The organism is Cytophaga hutchinsonii ATCC 33406, assembly GCF_000014145.1.
Classification (GTDB): Bacteria; Bacteroidota; Bacteroidia; order Cytophagales; family Cytophagaceae; genus Cytophaga; species Cytophaga hutchinsonii.
Genome location: NC_008255.1, coordinates 3,243,242 through 3,260,458, shown reverse-complemented (window position 1 = coordinate 3,260,458; position 17,217 = coordinate 3,243,242). Strand labels below are relative to the sequence as shown.

Here is a 17,217-nt window from a genome sequence, read left to right as displayed (position 1 = left end):
GGTGGTGATATTTAATAGCAGAATTTGAATACGTTGGGCAAGTATGTTGCGGTGCACATGAAGCAATTAAGCTGATCACAAGTGCAGTTAAAAAAACTATCGTATATTTCATTTGTCAATTCAGTTTAGTAAGTCTATTACGCTAAAGTATTAAAAAAAAATAGATACAACAAATTAGAAAAGCGATTAAATGGCAAAAAAGGAGCACAAAGGCAGGTCCGGGGTGGTATATTCAACCAGTGAGGAGTTCAATTATTCGTACGAAGGGGAGACCGAACCGGAAACCTTACCAGCGGATAAGCAGAAGTTAAAAGTTTTGTTAGACAGCAAAGGCCGGGCAGGCAAAACCGTTACGGTTGTTTCCGGATTTGTTGGCCAAACGGCTGATCTGGAAGATCTAGGCAAAAAATTGAAAAATAAGCTGGGCGTAGGTGGTTCTGTAAAAGATGGTGAAGTGCTGATTCAGGGCGATTTCAGAGCACGGCTGGTGCCTTTATTGAATGAGATGGGATATAAGGTAAAGTAATTTTTGAGTTAGAATGGTACAGCAAGCGCTGTTCGCAGAGTTGCGAAGTGCTCTTCGGATAGCATATAAAAAGAGTTTTTTGTTCCATGGTTTCGCTTTCGTTGCTGTTGTTTCGAATTACTCTATTACAATAAACTCAAAAGATACTTCATTTACCGGAGTAAAATCAATCTGTTTGTTTTCAAATGTTTTACGAACCAGATTGGTAGCGGTAATTTTGACTGAATCGTTTGTAAGAAGTTTTTCATAAAGGGATGCGGATAATAAAAAATTTATTTGCTCATCCTTTGCCTTAACTTCTTCCTGACCGATTACTTTTCCATCTCTTAAAATAGTTACCGTAACTGTTCTGGCATAGAAGCGGGCATCTTTGGGAAGGAACGTATAAAAACTTTCATCTGATTTAAGAGATGCTGTTATACGTTGTTTCAGAAGTTGTTTCTTTAGTATTTGATGCGCAGCAACATATCTGCCTGCTCCTGCTATCGTCAATTCCATATGTGGCGTTGGAATGAAACGTACAACAAATATAAAAGAGGCAATAAAGAGCGAATCATTATATATCTTGATTTCTACCTTTTTGTCATCAGGAATAATAGTGATCATTCCTGGGTGCTCTTTTGATATAAGTAGCCGGTTTTTTTCGGGGTTTGAGATTTCAAACCTCGGTGTATAAGCTGCTGCCAGGGCTGGAACGTAAATGGCCATTTCGTTCGCACAATCTTTATATAAAGCATTTACTGAAGGGGTCATAAGCATTACTTCTGCCCGGGTTGTATAATACGTCTGCCCGATCGGGAAGATCAATTCTTTTTCAGCTTGAACAATAATTTTTCCGGACCATTTCTTTTCATACATACCGTCTTTCCAGTATTTGCCCCCTTTATAGGTTGGTTTAAATTTTAATTCAGCGATACCGTTAACTACAGGAAGTTCCTTGTCTTCCACAAATACTTTTACTTTTGAAAGATCAATCCCAAATGACTGTACTTCAATCGTAGCAATATACCAACCGCTTTCTGCTACATACTGCGTAGAAGAATTTACGGTATAACTGATCAGTTGTAACGGGTCTTTATTGGCAGTCTTCAGTCTTTTTCCGGCGTTCGTTAACATATTTTTTTCATTCTGAAGTAATACGAGTAGCAGCAGTTCGCCCGTTTTTTCATCTGAAAATTCCGCCGCGTTAACAGACTGGTTTATACCTGCAGCAAGATCTTTTGATAAAAGAGAATATTCTTTTATAAGACTATCAATGGCAAATAGTACAACTGAATCCTGTTCGGTGCTTGTATAAAATTCAGTACAGATAAACGAAGTATGTTTGTGTATCCGTTCCAATACCGGCCATTGGTCTGAAACATCTTTCGGCATAAAGGAAGAGTGCGCAACAAAGGATATTTCTTTCCAAAGACTGTTTACTTCATTGCTGGCATTGGTGTACAGAAAATGCTGTTGAGTGGGTGTTACAGACGTTTGCTGTGCATAGCAGTTTCCCGCACACAGCAACCATAAAAAAAGAAAGTATTTCATATAAGAATGTTAAAGATATAATAAATTTAATGTGCTCTGTAAAAGATTTTGTAAACTTTACAGATGGCCGTTTATATATGGCAGTGGAAAGATACTAAAAAATCAGAACGGGCTCTTTATGTAATCTTTTTTTTTAAACTAACGCAAGATATTGTGTGAATTTATCAGAGAAAAAAAGCCCATGACTTTAGTCATGGGCTTTTTGGGAAATCATAGATAATTTAGTATTTCAATAACCGGAATGTTTTGCTGTTACCATCATAAGATACTGTTACCAGATACGTACCGATCGGCAGGCCAGAGCCAAGGTAGATTTTCTGATTTGTTTGCAGCGAATAGGATTCCCATACCGTAAGACCGTTCATATCCCTCATGATTAGATGAACCGATGTAGTTGATGCGTATGGAATTTCTACTGTCGTCTGATCAGCAAACGGGTTTGCACCCATTAACAAATCATTCACTTCATTAGAAGCTGCCGGGGCAGCCGGACGTGCAGCGGAAGAAGAAGCAGCAGCGGAAGAACAAACGGAAATGTTTTTGATAAATACATTTACTTCATTATTCGGCTGCCCGTTTAATTTTAATTTATATGCCAGGTAAATAGTACCTGTTGCTGCAGCTGTAATGGTTACTGTTTTAGTTGTGAAAGAAGCAGGAATACTTCCTGAAACAGTAACCGCAGGTTGGTCAAGCGTTGCACCATTCCATGCTTCAGCTGTTGCAAAACCAATTTCAAGACTGGTAACAGGCGTTTGAGCATCGTTTTTAAAGTCAAAAGACACAGTGTAAGATTGTCCGCTTACAACGCTGATTGCTTTGCCTGTTTCAATCGCCCATAGTTCCGGATTACCCCATTGGCGGTGCTTAATATTTAATGCGTCTGCAGTAGAAACTGCTTTTGATCCCATATTCTGATCTGTCCAGCTGTTTCTGACAACCCATTGCGCAGCTACTGGTACCGCTTCGGTTATACAGTCGTTACCAGGGTTTTCAATCGGAGCAGCCGTTACCGTGATAGACACCGCGGCTGAAGTTGTTACTGCACCGGTATTATCGGTTGCTCTTGCTGTGATGGTGTAGCTGCCCGCTGCAACGCCCGTCCAGGTGAACGTGTAGGGAGCAGAAGTATTTACAGAACCTGTTAACAATGTTGAACCGTTGAAGAATTCGACTTTGGCAATAGTACCATCTGCATCCGCTGCATTTGCTGTAAGCGTTACCGAAGCCGGAGCAGTGAAGGCAGCGTTGTTTGTAGGAGCTGTTAATGAAACCGTAGGTGCAGCGTTAGCCGCAGCTGTTACCGTAATAGACACGGTTGCCGAAGTTGTTACTGCACCGGCGTTATCCGTTGCTTTTGCTGTGATCGTATAGTTCCCAGCTGCAACATTTGTCCAGGTGAAGGAATACGGTGCGCTTGCATCTGTACTTAACAACGTTGAACCGTTGAAGAATTCGACTTTGGCAATAGTACCATCTGCATCGGCTGCATTTGCTGTAAGCGTTACCGAAGCCGGAGCAGTGAAGGCAGCATTGTTTGAAGGAGCTGTTAATGAAACCGTAGGAGCAACGTTAGCCGCAGCTGTTACCGTAATAGACACGATTGCCGAAGTTGTTACTGCACCGGTGTTATCCGTTGCTTTTGCTGTGATCGTGTAATTACCCGCTGCAACACCCGTCCAGTTGAAGGAATACGGTGCGCTTGCATCTGTACTTAACAACGTTGAACCGTTGAAGAATTCGACTTTGGCAATAGTACCATCTGCATCCGCTGCATTTGCTGTAAGTGTTACCGAAGCCGGAGCAGTGAAGGCAGCGTTGTTTGAAGGAGCCGTTAACGAAACCGTAGGTGCAGCGTTAGCCGCAGCTGTTACCGTGATAGATACCGCAGCCGAAGTTGTTACTGCACCGGCGTTATCCGTTGCTTTTGCTGTGATGGTGTAGCTGCCCGCTGCAACGCCCGTCCAGGTGAAGGAATACGGTGCGCTTGCATCTGTATTCAATAAGGTAGAACCATTGAAAAATTCAACCTTCGCAATAGTACCGTCTGCATCGGCTGCATTTGCTGTAAGCGTTACCGAAGCCGGAACATTGAAGGCAGCGTTGTTTGAAGGAGCTGTCAATGAAACCGTAGGAGCAGCGTTAGCCGCAGCTGTTACCGTGATAGATACCGCAGCCGAAGTTGTTACTGCACCGGCGTTATCCGTTGCTTTTGCTGTGATGGTGTAATTGCCCGCTGCAACATTCGTCCAGTTGAAGGAATACGGTGCGCTTGCATCTGTATTCAATAAGGTAGAACCATTGAAAAATTCAACCTTCGCAATAGTACCGTCTGCATCGGCTGCATTTGCTGTAAGCGTTACCGAAGCCGGAGCATTGAAGGCAGCGTTGTTTGAAGGAGCCGTTAGCGAAACCGTAGGTGCAGCGTTTACAGGAGGCACTACAGTGCCTGAGCCCGGTAAATAAAAGTTACCTGTTAATAAAAACAGGTAAAGTGTTTTTAATGTCTGGTTAAAATAAGAATTCGCATCGTTGATGCCTTTCAGATCGGAATAGGAATTGTCAAGGTGCGATTGATTTTCGCCTGCCATCGCTGCTGCAGCAAAAGCGCCAACAAATGTTGAGTTGTGGTAGTTACTTACAGCAGAACCGTTCTGGCTGTAACCATCTTTTACATTTTGAGAACCGCCCAGGTTTACGCGAACGAAATCGGAAGATTTTTTAGAATACGTTTTTGCACTTGCATTGCCATACCAAACATAATCTACTGCAATTCTCCATGGTGTGCGGGCTGCATCGTATGAGTAATTTCTTCCGCCGTTTGCATAACCGCCTGCTGCACTTGAATAACTGCCGGATGCTGTACACCAGTCAGACACTAAACCGCCTGCGGCATTATTTACAGACAGGTTATTATTAATAACGACATAACATTTATCGGCTACATTGTTCCAGAAGGTATCATTCATATACGTTGCAAACGTTCTGAAATAACCCGGCGCAAAGTACGAAGGGTTTGTGAGGCTACTGCCGCCAAACTGGTCGCCTGGCTTTAACACATACGATCCGCTTTCTACCTCAAAATTTTTGATGGCAGTGATCAATGCCTTTGCATCATTTTTATAATTGATGGAGCCTGAAGTACTCCACTGATAGTCTGCAACGATAAGGGCCATAGCCGCATCCACTTCAGAGTCAGTAGCACCGTTAGCACCTGCAGTACCCGAACAGCCATTGATTTTCCAGTTCATTACACCGTTTCCGTTACGGTTATCTTTATAATAATTCCAAAGACCGTCAAATAATGTTCTGTCGCCTGAATAAGCAGCTAATAACATCCCGTAAGCGATACCTTCTGATACCGTCTGGCTTCTGTTGTCAAATTTTACTCTGAACCTTCCGTTGGAACAGGCTTCAACATAATTCGTTTTCCAGGTATTGTAGTTATTGATAGCATCCTGGCTATTTTTATTGCCAGGCATGGTACCATACGAGTAGGTTTTGTTTGCCGGGAATGGTTGTGTCTGAGCAACTGTTTGATGACAGACAGTTGTAAACACCAGCGAAACAAAAATAAAAGCGGAGAGTAATCTTTTTTTCATAAATGAGCTTCGGTTAGTTGGGTTCAGGATCATATTCCATTTATTGAAAACAGTGCTGGGGCTGCGTATGTTATTCAATAAATTTTATGTTACTATTACAATAATAAATATTACAATTCAATTATTTAAATAATTTAATGAATATTTTTTATTTGATAAGTCATATTTTTAGAATATTCTGTTTTTTGAATTTTAAGGCGGTTTTCTGGCAAAAGAGCGAGGAAATTATGCTTTGCAGAAATCTGGAGGCACTTTATCAAATTTCAAGTTTGTGCATATATGTAAATACACGTAACTTAAATTCCGGAAAAGAGGGTTAATTTTTATTAAAGACAGCTGATATTTGATTTGAAATTCAGAATTGAATCAATATTGAAAATTAATTTTACGATCATATTTTATATATTCATTTGAAAAATTATACCCATGAGAAAAATAATACGACCAACCTACCCGAAAGAATTTAGTATAGGCTTGCTATTACTTGTTTTTATTATTTCGTGTTTTTTGGCCCAGCAGATTTTCGTTGTTTCCATTCATGACCTGAAAGAAAATACAGATGTGTTTGTAGGGATATTTCTGATTGGTTTGGCTGTGGTAATAATGGTGCTGATTATGTGGGAAGAAATATTATTTCCGATTAAACTGAAAGAAGTACCTGGAGGAATTATATTCAGAAATCGTGTTGCGAAATTGCGCACACAGATATTGATGTATTTGTTTATTCCTGCAATCTTCGGTTTTGTTTATTTTACGTATGAAGTAAATCACCTCCGCTTCCTGCTATGGCTGCTTGCCTGCATGGTTCCTCCGATATTAGATAAAATAGTTTCGGGTATAAAAAATCTACACGATTTTCTTCAGCTTACAGATGATAAAATAGAATACAAAAACAACGAAAAAGAAGGGCATTTCAATACAGCCGATATTCAGCATATTGAGATACTTACCGATGATAAGAGTGAAGCTAAAAAAATGGAGTTGACTTTTAAAGATGGTTCGTCTGTATCTATTGATCTGGATGAAATGGAACTGGATGCCTACTACGATACGATTGATAAATTTGTAGCAAGTCATTATAAGCATTTAGTAAAGCACGCATAAAGCGCAACTTAGATGCTGGAATAAAGACAAATCCCCAACGGTATGCATTATACCGTTGGGGATTTGTCTTTTATAACGAATGACGATAAATAATAAAGCCGGGTAACTTAACGGATTAAGTACACGATTTTAAGGTATCACTTATTCTGTCACACTGATCCGTCTGACTGTTGTTCCTTTGTCTGTATTGATCTTAAGAACAAGAAGTCCTTTCATGTCTGTGCTGATGTGTTCACCGGTATGTACTTCTGTTTGTCCTAAACCATTTACTACCGTTACTTCATACACAACTGTATTTGTACTTTTAATAGAGAAGTTTCCGTTTGTAGGATTCGGGTACACAACTACATCGATTGCTGCAGCACCTTGATTTTGTATGTCTGTAGTAATATCTGTAGCCAGGGTAAGGCTGCTGCAAGGTAAAAGGTATAAGTTTGGACTTGGATTAGCTAATACGCCGGCATTCGGGTCATATACAATTGCACCGGAAGTTGATCCTGTACCTCCATCAAAACTTGCAAAAGGCTCAAGATATACAGCTCTCACAGATCCGAATTGCCCCATTTTGACACTGCCGCCTGCTGAAACATACACATACTGACGGCTGTTTTTTACAGTATATACTGCTCCACCTTTTACCCATACAGCTGCATCGTTAGGAATAACAGCTGCATCCTGCGTTCCTGTTACTATGTATGCATTTGCGGGAATAACCGGATTGCAGCTGAATACATTGATATTTTGTTCTGAGCCTGTGGCAGAGCATCCGTATTGATCATATGCGATTACAGATACTTTTTTAGTTCCCGGAGTTGTGTAGGATACAGATTGCAGACATGAAACAGGTGTTTCAGGTAAAGCTCCATCACCTAAAACCCAGCCGCAACGTACAGAACCACTTGTTTGATTTCTAAGAATAGTTGTTTCTCCTACCAGGATATTATAATTAGTGGTGTACCAATCAGGATTTGCAACATATCCCAGGCTGATATCAAATCCATTATCCGGACTGATTGTTGATGGGCTGGTAGCTACAATACGGATTCTGTAAAGTGCGCCGGGTGTTGGTGCTGCAGGCATGGTACAGGCAATCTGGCCGGTGCTTGCTGAGGATGTTAACGTACCTATATTTGTTGCGTTGGTGAACGCACCTGCAGCATTACTTAATTGAACCAGAAATACATTTCCTGCATTATAGGTTTCTGTTGATGAATAAGTAGCAGTGAATGTATTACCCGCACAATATTTATTGGAAGGAATGGATATTGTAAGACCGGTGCAGGCAGTAAGTGTAAGATTCACGGTAGCTGAAGCAGCGTTGCAGGTTCCTGTCGTAGTTAGTGTAAGTGTCACGCTGCCGTTGGTTCTGTCTGTCTGAGAAGGCGTATACGAGGCCTTTAAATTTGTGGCATCTGTAAATGTACCTCCTGTTGGAGACGACCAGATACCGGTTGTTACTCCTGCGCCGCCCACAGTACCAGTAAGCGGTATGAAATTAATATAGTTACATTTTGTTATAGGTGCGCCGGCATCAACGGTTGGTGTAAGCGTACCGATGGTTACGTTAAGTGCAGTCCAATCTGATGTACAGGATATTTCATTGGATCTTCTGACAGCCACAGAACCGCTAACCGGATTTGCTCCGTAATTCACAGTAATAGCGTTTGTACCAATACCTGAAACAATGGTTGCTCCTGCAGGTACTGACCAGTTATAGGTTGCGCCGGTTACATTAACAACAGTGTACACAACCCCATTCTGATTTTTACATGCTGTAGCCGGGCCTGTAATAGCAGATGTTGCAGCAGGTTTTGTAAGCACAGCTACTAATTCATCAAAGTATACTGTTGTGCCTGTTGAAGTATTGGGTGCGAATTGCAGTGCAAACTGATCTACTCCGGTTACCGTAGCATCCGGCTGTCCGCCGTATACAAATGTCAGAACTTCCCATTGATTCGTTTTGGTAGTGGTACTTGTATAAAAGCTGTGTCTGCCGGCAGGGTAGGCCTGTGTAGCCGTTACAGAAGATTTGTTCAGGAATAATTTAACAGGCAGGCCGCTTACAGGGCTATATACAGCCATTTTAATAACATAATTCCCGTTTTTGTAATTGTCTGCCTGCCCAATGTTTGTGCAGGATGCAACGATCATGTCATTTTGTGCGGCTGCATTACGGATATAACGCGCGCATTTAGTACTGCTGTTTACAAGGCTTGAGGCCGGGTTGGTTACTGTGCTCAGTGTACCATCCATGGAAGTATAGGTTGCATTTCGAACATAGTCAAAATCATCCCACGTGATCAGGTATTCAGATACAAAATTGTCAAAGTATATGGTTTTGCTTGCGGTTGTATTACCGGCAAACTGTATCACTACCTGGTTAACCAAGTCGCCTGCTAAAGCAGCATCTGGGTTTACCAGCCAGGCAAACGTTACTGTTTCCCACTGATTTACTTTAGTAGTTAAGGCAGTGTATTCGCTGTGTCTGCCTGTTGGATACGCCAATTGACTTTGTGTATTGTTGGCAAGTGTAATTTTTACCTCCATGCCGGCATAGGCACTGTACACATCCATTTTGAACACTTTTCTTCTGTCTCTGTAATAATCGCCGTTGCCAACCGTTGCAGCGCCAACAATACCGTCATACTGAATGGTTGAACGTTCGTATTTTCCGCATGTTGCACTGCTGTTAATATAATTAGCAGCCGGGTTTGCAGCATTCTCTGTAAATACACCATCTACATTGGCATAGGTAACGTTACGGTGTGTGTCAAAATCTTCCCATGCCTCTGTGCATTGAGCATTTGAACTGAATGCCTGTACAGATAAAAAGATGATTGATAAAAAAATGAAAATCCTGGTTTTTTCTTTTTTAAAGAGCTGTTTCATACATGTTTTTTATTAGGGTATTGGTCGCAATAAAAATGTATCTCCAGTTGGTTCAAAACTGATAACCCCTGGAAAACATTATAAGTAAATATACCTTTTAATTATATTTTTTCAAGTGTATAAATATAATTAAAATATATGCGGGTTTATACGGAGTTAATTCTAGAATATGTATTCAATGTAGAATAGAATAAGCGCATTTTAAGAAGGCTCAGGCAGTTTACCATAGCTATTTTCATATGTCTTCCCTTTTTTCGGATGCGTAAATTTTAATGCAGACCAGTATGTATCAATACTGATGGCTTTACTTTCAACCAATCCATACGAATAACCGATCTGTATTACTACAGGTAACGTAAGGTCTGTGTTACCTTGTCCTGCTTTGGGCCACGATACCCAAAGCATGCCGGTAGTTTTTAGATGCGGAATGAGTTTGGGAAATATTTTATGAAAATCGGTAGTGTTCTGTACAAAAAAATGTACGTAATCGAATGCTCCGCTCAGCGTTGTCTTACGGTCAAGTTGCGGGTAATCTATTGTCTGGATTACCTTTTCATCTGCATGCAGGAGTATCGACCGCATCCCGTTTTTTACACCCAGTTTTTCAGAAGTTTTTTTAGCCATAATCTATATGACGTTTTTAACATTTATTCCTGATAATAATTCCACGCGTTAAAAGTCCCGATCCAAAAAGTATGGAGCCGGCAATAAATGGAAAACCGGCACTTACCAAGGCTTCCATTTTTGTCGACCATAAAAAGGGAAAACAAAACAGCATTCCAAAAAGTCCTGCAAGCATGGAACAAAGTGCTGTAATGTTCAGTATGATTTTAATAAATTGATCTGTCATGTGCGTATTTGATTTTAATAAATTTGGATACACGTAAAATATATGAATTATTTTTTAACCGGTATAGGGCCAGAAAGTAGCTTTGAAAAGTCTCTCCTCTTTGAATTCAAAAATCAATACGCTGTTTGCATCTCCATGATTGATATATAAACATGTGAATGTTTTTTGCTGATGTTTTATGTTAAGTTTTTGAATGATATTTTCATATCGGTCACCAATGTGGATGCCGCGCACAAATTCTATATCCTTATCCATAATAACCGCATAGTTTATAAAACCCACAGAAGGAGATTTTATATATTGAATAACCGATTGGCCAACATGTATTTCTGTTATGCTATCATTCATTCCCGCTTCATATTCAGATTTCTGCAAGCTTTTATTCAAGGTTACATCTGATGGAAGAAACAGCAGCACGCTATCCAGTGATACAAGCCAATGTTCAAATAGAAAAGGTTTTTCGGCAATTGAATCCCATATTTCAAGGGTGTCAGATGTATGTATGGAAGATGTACCGGTATTCTGCTTTAATGAATCTGTTGAATTAGTTGATTCAACAGATTCACCGGAACCGGAACAAGACGTTAAAAGCAACGAAAGCAGCAAAAACAGAATGGCATTTTTTATACTCATGAACGTAGTTGATTAATCAGGTAAAAGCATCGATAATAGCTTTACAGCTGTCGCCCTGTTTTTTCCGGATTGGTTAAATCAATCCAGAAGATGTGTACACTTTCCCTGTCGTCGGCTGTACCATTGTTGTTTTCGTCAAGCTTAGCAAAGATGTATACCACATCGTTTGCGGGGTCATATTCTGACGCCTGGATAGAATAATTTTCTGGTAAAAGTGCACGTTTATTTTCTCCTTCCAGATCAAAATAATAAAAACGTCTCAAGTCCTGCAGGTTAATCATGCCATCTTTATTGGTATCTTCATCATACGCTGAAACCATATAAAAATTACGTGTAACGGGTTTGTTATTTAATGTATCTTTAGTAAACGCCGGATAATAAATGGTTTTTATCAATACCGGTTTTTCAAAAAGCACCTGTTGTTTCTGAGTGCCTGTATTGAAATGAGAAATATTCACCAGGTTATATCCATATGCAGCTTCAAAGCCCGGTATTAAATGGCTGTTCCAGTTATTACCGCTTTCAATTTCTTCTGAATACCTGTAATGAAAATCTGTTGAACCGATAAAAGGCTTCTGTGTTTTTTTGTTGTAGTTAACTTTAAACAGGGGCGTTAACCGGTGAGCCGGGTGGGCGGTCAACAACACTTTGTAGGGCTGCGTTTGAAATACAGCAGAGTCTTTGGCTAATCCGCTTTTCTCCGGTACGGTTTCTTCATCTGAAATTTCACTGATTGCAAAACCTTTGCTTTCAAGTTTATCGTTGGAACAACTGAACGCAATAAATACGCAGAATAAAAAAAAGGTGTGTTTTGTCATTGTTGAAGAGGATTTTCTTATAGGATATGTTTTCTGCGTTTGGTTTGCCGAGGCAAATTGTTTTTTGTTAGCTGGATGTATGAGTCACTCTCAATAAATCCTCCGGTGTATCAATACCAACAGTCTCTATCGTAGTAACAGCCGTGTGGATCGAATAGCCGCTCTCTAACCATCTCAACTGCTCAAGCGATTCCGCAAGCTCCAGTGCAGACGGTTTTAACTGAGTGATCTGTGCCAATATATCCGGACGGTATGCATACATGCCGATGTGTTTGAAAAACGTATGGTTGGCCAGCCAGTCTTTTTTATCCGCATGCTGACGCAGATACGGAATCGTCTGCCGGCTGAAGTAGATTGCTTCACCGTTTGCATTCACCAATACCTTAGGCGTATTCGGATTGAATAATGTTTCTTCGTCTTCGATTTTTTTAATCAGCGTTGCAAGCTCTACATCCGGCGTTAAAATGCCTGCCAGTGTCCGGATCTGTTCCGGCTGAATAAAAGGTTCGTCACCCTGTACATTGATGATGAAATCAAAAGGCTTATTCAATTTCTGATAGGCTTCAAAACAACGGTCGGTGCCGCTTGGGTGTTCGGGTAGCGTACGTACAACCTTACCGCCAAACCGCAGCACTTCGGCTTCAATGCGGTCGTCGTCGGTAGCAACAAGTACTTCGGTAATTTCAGGTGTGCTGCGCACCTGATCGTACACACATTGGATCATTGTTTTGCCGTTGATCTGTATCAAAGGCTTTCCCGGAAAACGGGTAGAGGCGTAGCGCGCCGGAATGATTGCTACAATAGAGATGTTACTGGACATGAATTTCTTTTACTTTTAACGAGCTGCCAACCTGCTCAATCACTTCAACTGCTTTGTTTGCTTCCACGTATTCACCGCGTGTGTACGCATCATACACATTTCCATCAAGAAGGATTTTTCCACTCGGTCTTAACACGGAATAGCTGGTCCCTTGTTTACCGGTCAATACTTCTGTATGAAAGTTTGACGTGAAGCCATCGCTTGACTGAAATGTATCCTGCAGGCTGATTTTATTGAATAATGCGCTTTTCATGAATCGGTTTCCGGCTGCAAATGCAAGAACAGTACCGGCAGTAAAGGCCGCGAGTACGGTTGCGGAAGTGATGTAAATATCGCTCTCCGGCACAAAGGTAAAATCAAAGGTGTCATTGTTTAGGCCAACCAATATCAGGGATGAAACAATTAGTACCAGGCCTGAAAGTCCCGCAAGGCCAAAGCCCGGTATAACCGTTATTTCGAGGATCAATAAAACAGCGCCTATAAAGAAGATCAGGATCTCCCAGTTTTCGGCCAGGCCATTCAGGTAAGAAGGAATAAAGTATAAAGCAATACCGACGAGTGCTGCAAACAAGGCAACGCCGATACCAGGTGTCTGCAGTTCAAAATAAATACCGCCGATGATCAGCAGCAAGAGCAAACCGCGTAAAGCCGGGTTCATAAAGAAATTAACGATCTGGTCCGTGGTACTTAATTCAAAGTGTGTAATAGCTGCATGATGCAGATGCAGGTATGTATACAATTCTTCCAGCGAATGAATTTCAGCCTCACAATAGCCATTTTTTATAGCTTCTGAGGTTGTAAAGGTGGTAACATTTCCAACCGTTAGGCTATCAGCACCTACTGCTTTACCCACCATGTTTTCAGCAAATACGGGATTACGGTGATTGGTTTCGGCTGTGGTCCGCATCATTGCGCGCATATCCGATTGGTATTTATCCGGGGCAGGCTTACCTTCGCCGTCTACAACTGTTGCTGCACCAATAATGGAACCGGCATCCATGTAAATGGAATCGCAGGCAATTGAAATTAAGGCACCCGCTGAAGCCGCATTTTTGTTTATATATACATACACCGGTTTGGGATATTTTAATAAAGCCATGCGTATTTTATCGGCATCCAGTAATGCACCGCCGTAGGTATCCATATCAAGGATAATATAATCTGCGCTGTCACGCGTTGCCGCCTGTAAACCAAGCTCCACAAAATGTGACATCTGCGGATCAATCTCCTGTCGTATCCGGATCACATATACCTGCTGAGCCAAAGTCTGATACGCATTTAATAAAAGAAACAGTAAAAATAAGAAGTTATTTTTTTTCATATGGAGCGGGTCTTTAAGGAATAGAGGCTGAAACAGGTTCCGGTTCTTTACACTCTAAAACGTTACACTTTACACTTAATTCTCCTACCTTTGACCTAAAATTAGCAAATTATACCTATGTCTTTACATGCACCGACTTTTTCTAAGTTATTTTCAGGCGTAATCTGGAAAATAATTGCCGATAGCGATACCGGAACTGTGTATGTTGAAACCCGTGATGGGGATAAACGCAAGGCTCTGTTTCATGCGTTTGATCTTCAGGCTAAAAAAATGTTGTGGGCAGATGTTTCTATCCTGGATGCATGGTGGAGCAGTTTGAAAATTGCAAATAAAGGAAACCTGCTGGTGGTTAAATTCAACGACCCGGATATGCCCGAGCAGCGTGGTTTTGCAGTGATTGACGGAAAAACGTCGAAACTGCTTTGGGGTAAAGACGATGCTCAGGTTATGCAGGCCGAACCGGATGGAATCATTGTTGCAGAAGGAAAAGAGGAAGATTCTTCGTATCTTAAATTAGATTGGGCAGCAGGTAAAACACTTGGAGCCGTTTCAGTGAAAGAAATGTTCTCTGGTTTTAATAAGAAAGCACAGACTCGATCGTTCGTATTATACCCGTTTCATTTTGAGGAAGAAAATTCTTTTTTCAGCAAAATAAAAGAATACATAGAGATCATCACCGGGCATAAAGCCGTTCGGATGATAGAATATCTGGAGAAGGGGGATAAGGTGCTGATTTCTTATTATATTTACGAAGAAGAAAAGCTGACCAATTTTATACTGGTTGCCGATGAAAAGGGAGCCTTATTGGTGCATGAAAAGTTGAATGCCGGTTTGAAGGGAATAGGCATGGATACGTTCTTCGTTCTGAAAGATCAATTAATTGTAGTTAAAAATAATAATGAATTACAGTCTTATGTTATTAAGTAAAAAAATAGTGAACCGTTTTTTTTTAGTAGTAGCCGTATCATTGTCTTTGCAATCCATTTCACAGGCAAGTGTTTGTGATTCTATTGGTGTTGAAAGAAAAGATGGGAAATTATTTGTACTGCATAGAATTGCCGCTGGCGAAACACTGTATTCACTTTCCAGAAAATACAATGTATCGGTAGATGATATTAAGAAAAATAATCCAACCTGGTCTGAAGGGTTGAAAGTAGGACAGGTATTGTATGTGCCAAGCAATGCGGCTGCGCCAACTAAAGCAACAACAACTGCATCTGCAACAGGCAAAACACACACGGTTGCTGCCGGTGAAACATTGTACAGCATTGCTACGAAATATTCCATTAGTGTAGACGCGCTAAAGAAGGCCAATCCGGGACTTACTAATTCCATCAGCGTTGGTCAGGAACTTAACCTGCCGGGTAAGGCAGGAAGCACTACTACAACCACAACAACGCCAGCAAAACCTGAAACAACCGGAACTACGCAAACAACTTCTGTAGTAAAAGAAACCGTTGAGCACAAGGTAGCAGGAGGAGAAACGTTCTATTCGATTGCAAAAAAATATAATGTAAGTGTTGAAGATATTAAAAAAGCGAACCCGGGTGTCAGTTCACTAAAAGTAGGGCAAACGATTAAAATTTCGAATGCAGAAGTAGCTCAGACAACAACCACTGCTACACCTGTTAAACCTGTAACAGCAACTACTACGACTACCACGGGAACAACAAAACCTGTCACAACTACAACACCGGCAAAACCGGCAAATGTTGAAGCAGATACCATTCAATTACAGCAGGACAAGGCACGTTTGGAAACCATGCAGACACAAACGCCGGCAACAAAACCAACAGTGCCTGCATCTGACTTTAAAAAAATCACTGAAAATGGATTTGCCGATCTGATGGCAGATAACCAGGATACACCTAAATATCTGGCGTATCATAAAACAGCGGCAGTAGGTACCATCATTCAGTTGCTGAATGAATCCAACGGAATTAAAGTATACGTTCGTGTAGTTGGTAAATTAACAGATACAGGTACAGATGGGAAAACCATCATCCGTATTTCTAAAAAAGCATATGAACGTTTGGGCGGAACGGGCTCACGCTTCTCCGCAACATTGATGTACATTCCGTAAGCAGATTAATTCATAAGATTTATAATGAATCCAAATTTTAGTTCGTATGCTGGCTGAAATTTGGATTTTTTTATACCGCACAAATACAATCAAAATGTATTTAAATTAAGTTAAACCGTACGCAAAAGACTAATACGTGATATTCTTGCGCGCTTCAGTGCCATTCCTTTTAAGGAATAGTTTTAGTAACGGAAATACAGGAACCACAGCAGTTAAATAACAGCATTCTTAAATGAATAAATATTCCAGAGATACACTCTACCAGTTATTAGAATCAAAATATAAGGAATATAACACTGTTTCTTTTATTACACTGGACCCGGTTTGTATTCCCCACCGGTTTACAAAACAGGAAGATATTGAGATCATGGGATTTATTGCTGCAGTACTGGCCTGGGGACAGCGTAAAACGATCATCAATAAATGTACGGAACTTATCGAACGCATGGATGGTGCACCACATCAGTTCATTACACAGCATCAGGAAACGGATCTGCAACAGCTCGAAGGATTTGTTCACCGTACGTTTAACGATACCGATCTGCTGTATTTTGTATTTGCGCTGAAAGAATTGTATACGGAATTTACTTCCATGGAAGACGTGTTTCTGAAAGGCATGAATAAAAAATCAGAAAATATTGAAGGCGGATTGATTGCATTCCGTAATTATTTTTTTTCGTTTGACCATCCGCATCGCACACGTAAACATATTTCATCCCCGGAGACAAAATCTGCCTGTAAAAGATTGAATATGTTTTTGAGATGGATGGTACGCAAAGATAAAAAAGGCGTGGACTTTGGTATCTGGACAAAGATACAACCCGCGCAGCTGGTTTGCCCATGTGATGTACACGTAGACCGGATTGCGCGGCAGCTGGGCCTTATCACACGCACACAGGTTGATTGGCAAACCGCTGTTGAACTGACCAATAATCTGAAATCTCTGGATCCAAAAGACCCGGTAAAATATGACTTTGCCTTGTTTGGTATGGGTGTTGTGGAAGGTATGATCTGATTACGTAAATTTTTTATCTGCTT

At 40.8% G+C, this 17,217-nt stretch carries 14 protein-coding genes; 5 read left to right on the top strand and 9 right to left on the bottom strand.

Translation table 11 applies throughout. The features are described 5' to 3' along the window. Positions 1-190 precede the first annotated feature (190 nt). Positions 191-526, top strand: coding sequence for a translation initiation factor (locus tag CHU_RS13880; protein WP_011586212.1), 336 nt, complete (start codon positions 191-193; stop codon positions 524-526). Between the two features lie 117 nt (positions 527-643). Here the strand turns inward: CHU_RS13880 and CHU_RS13875 are convergent, their stop codons facing one another. Then, positions 644-2,059 carry a GldM family protein gene (locus CHU_RS13875; RefSeq protein WP_011586211.1) on the bottom strand — a complete coding sequence of 472 codons (1,416 nt, stop codon included), beginning with the start codon at positions 2,057-2,059 and terminating at the stop codon, positions 644-646. 221 nt (positions 2,060-2,280) lie between these two features. Further along, entirely contained in the window at positions 2,281-5,661 is a 3,381-nt protein-coding gene (locus tag CHU_RS19305) for a glycosyl hydrolase family 8 (protein ID WP_081428666.1), read from the bottom strand. Positions 5,662-6,087: 426 nt separating this feature from the next. On the opposite strand from CHU_RS19305, the gene CHU_RS13865 reads away from it, so the two are divergent. Beyond that, entirely contained in the window at positions 6,088-6,765 is a 678-nt protein-coding gene (locus tag CHU_RS13865; RefSeq protein ID WP_011586209.1) for a hypothetical protein, read from the top strand. 141 nt (positions 6,766-6,906) lie between these two features. On the opposite strand, the gene CHU_RS13860 is transcribed toward CHU_RS13865, so the two are convergent. The 7 genes from CHU_RS13860 to CHU_RS13835 form a co-directional block, all read right to left on the bottom strand. Continuing rightward, positions 6,907-9,654 carry a T9SS type A sorting domain-containing protein gene (locus tag CHU_RS13860; protein WP_011586208.1) on the bottom strand — a complete coding sequence of 916 codons (2,748 nt, stop codon included), beginning with the start codon at positions 9,652-9,654 and terminating at the stop codon, positions 6,907-6,909. 201 nt (positions 9,655-9,855) lie between these two features. Then, positions 9,856-10,278 carry a hypothetical protein gene (locus tag CHU_RS13855; protein WP_011586207.1) on the bottom strand — a complete coding sequence of 141 codons (423 nt, stop codon included), beginning with the start codon at positions 10,276-10,278 and terminating at the stop codon, positions 9,856-9,858. Between the two features lie 16 nt (positions 10,279-10,294). Further along, complete coding sequence (locus tag CHU_RS19450) at positions 10,295-10,504, bottom strand: hypothetical protein (protein WP_143144010.1); 210 nt, start codon at positions 10,502-10,504, stop codon at positions 10,295-10,297. 54 nt (positions 10,505-10,558) lie between these two features. Continuing rightward, positions 10,559-11,137 carry a hypothetical protein gene (locus CHU_RS13850; protein ID WP_011586205.1) on the bottom strand — a complete coding sequence of 193 codons (579 nt, stop codon included), beginning with the start codon at positions 11,135-11,137 and terminating at the stop codon, positions 10,559-10,561. A gap of 41 nt (positions 11,138-11,178) precedes the next feature. Then, positions 11,179-11,955, bottom strand: coding sequence for a hypothetical protein (locus CHU_RS13845; protein ID WP_011586204.1), 777 nt, complete (start codon positions 11,953-11,955; stop codon positions 11,179-11,181). A gap of 67 nt (positions 11,956-12,022) precedes the next feature. After that, the gene (gene kdsB, locus CHU_RS13840; RefSeq protein ID WP_011586203.1) at positions 12,023-12,775 is read right to left on the bottom strand and encodes a 3-deoxy-manno-octulosonate cytidylyltransferase; all 753 of its coding nucleotides are present in this window, start codon (positions 12,773-12,775) and stop codon (positions 12,023-12,025) included. Further along, a complete protein-coding gene (locus CHU_RS13835) occupies positions 12,765-14,096 on the bottom strand; it encodes an NfeD family protein (protein WP_041932404.1) in 1,332 nt (443 codons plus the stop codon). Before CHU_RS13835 ends, kdsB begins: the two co-directional genes overlap by 11 nt. A 117-nt stretch (positions 14,097-14,213) precedes the next feature. Here CHU_RS13835 and CHU_RS13830 point away from each other — a divergent pair, with 117 nt between their 5' ends. The 3 genes from CHU_RS13830 (at position 14,214) to CHU_RS13820 (ending at position 17,194) form a co-directional block, all read left to right on the top strand. Then, entirely contained in the window at positions 14,214-15,023 is an 810-nt protein-coding gene (locus CHU_RS13830; RefSeq protein ID WP_011586201.1) for a DUF4905 domain-containing protein, read from the top strand. A gap of 7 nt (positions 15,024-15,030) precedes the next feature. Further along, on the top strand, positions 15,031-16,179 hold the full coding sequence (locus CHU_RS13825; RefSeq protein WP_238379290.1) for a muramidase family protein: 1,149 nt from the start codon (positions 15,031-15,033) through the stop codon (positions 16,177-16,179). Positions 16,180-16,411: 232 nt separating this feature from the next. After that, positions 16,412-17,194, top strand: coding sequence for a TIGR02757 family protein (locus CHU_RS13820; RefSeq protein WP_011586199.1), 783 nt, complete (start codon positions 16,412-16,414; stop codon positions 17,192-17,194). Positions 17,195-17,217: the final 23 nt, after the last annotated feature.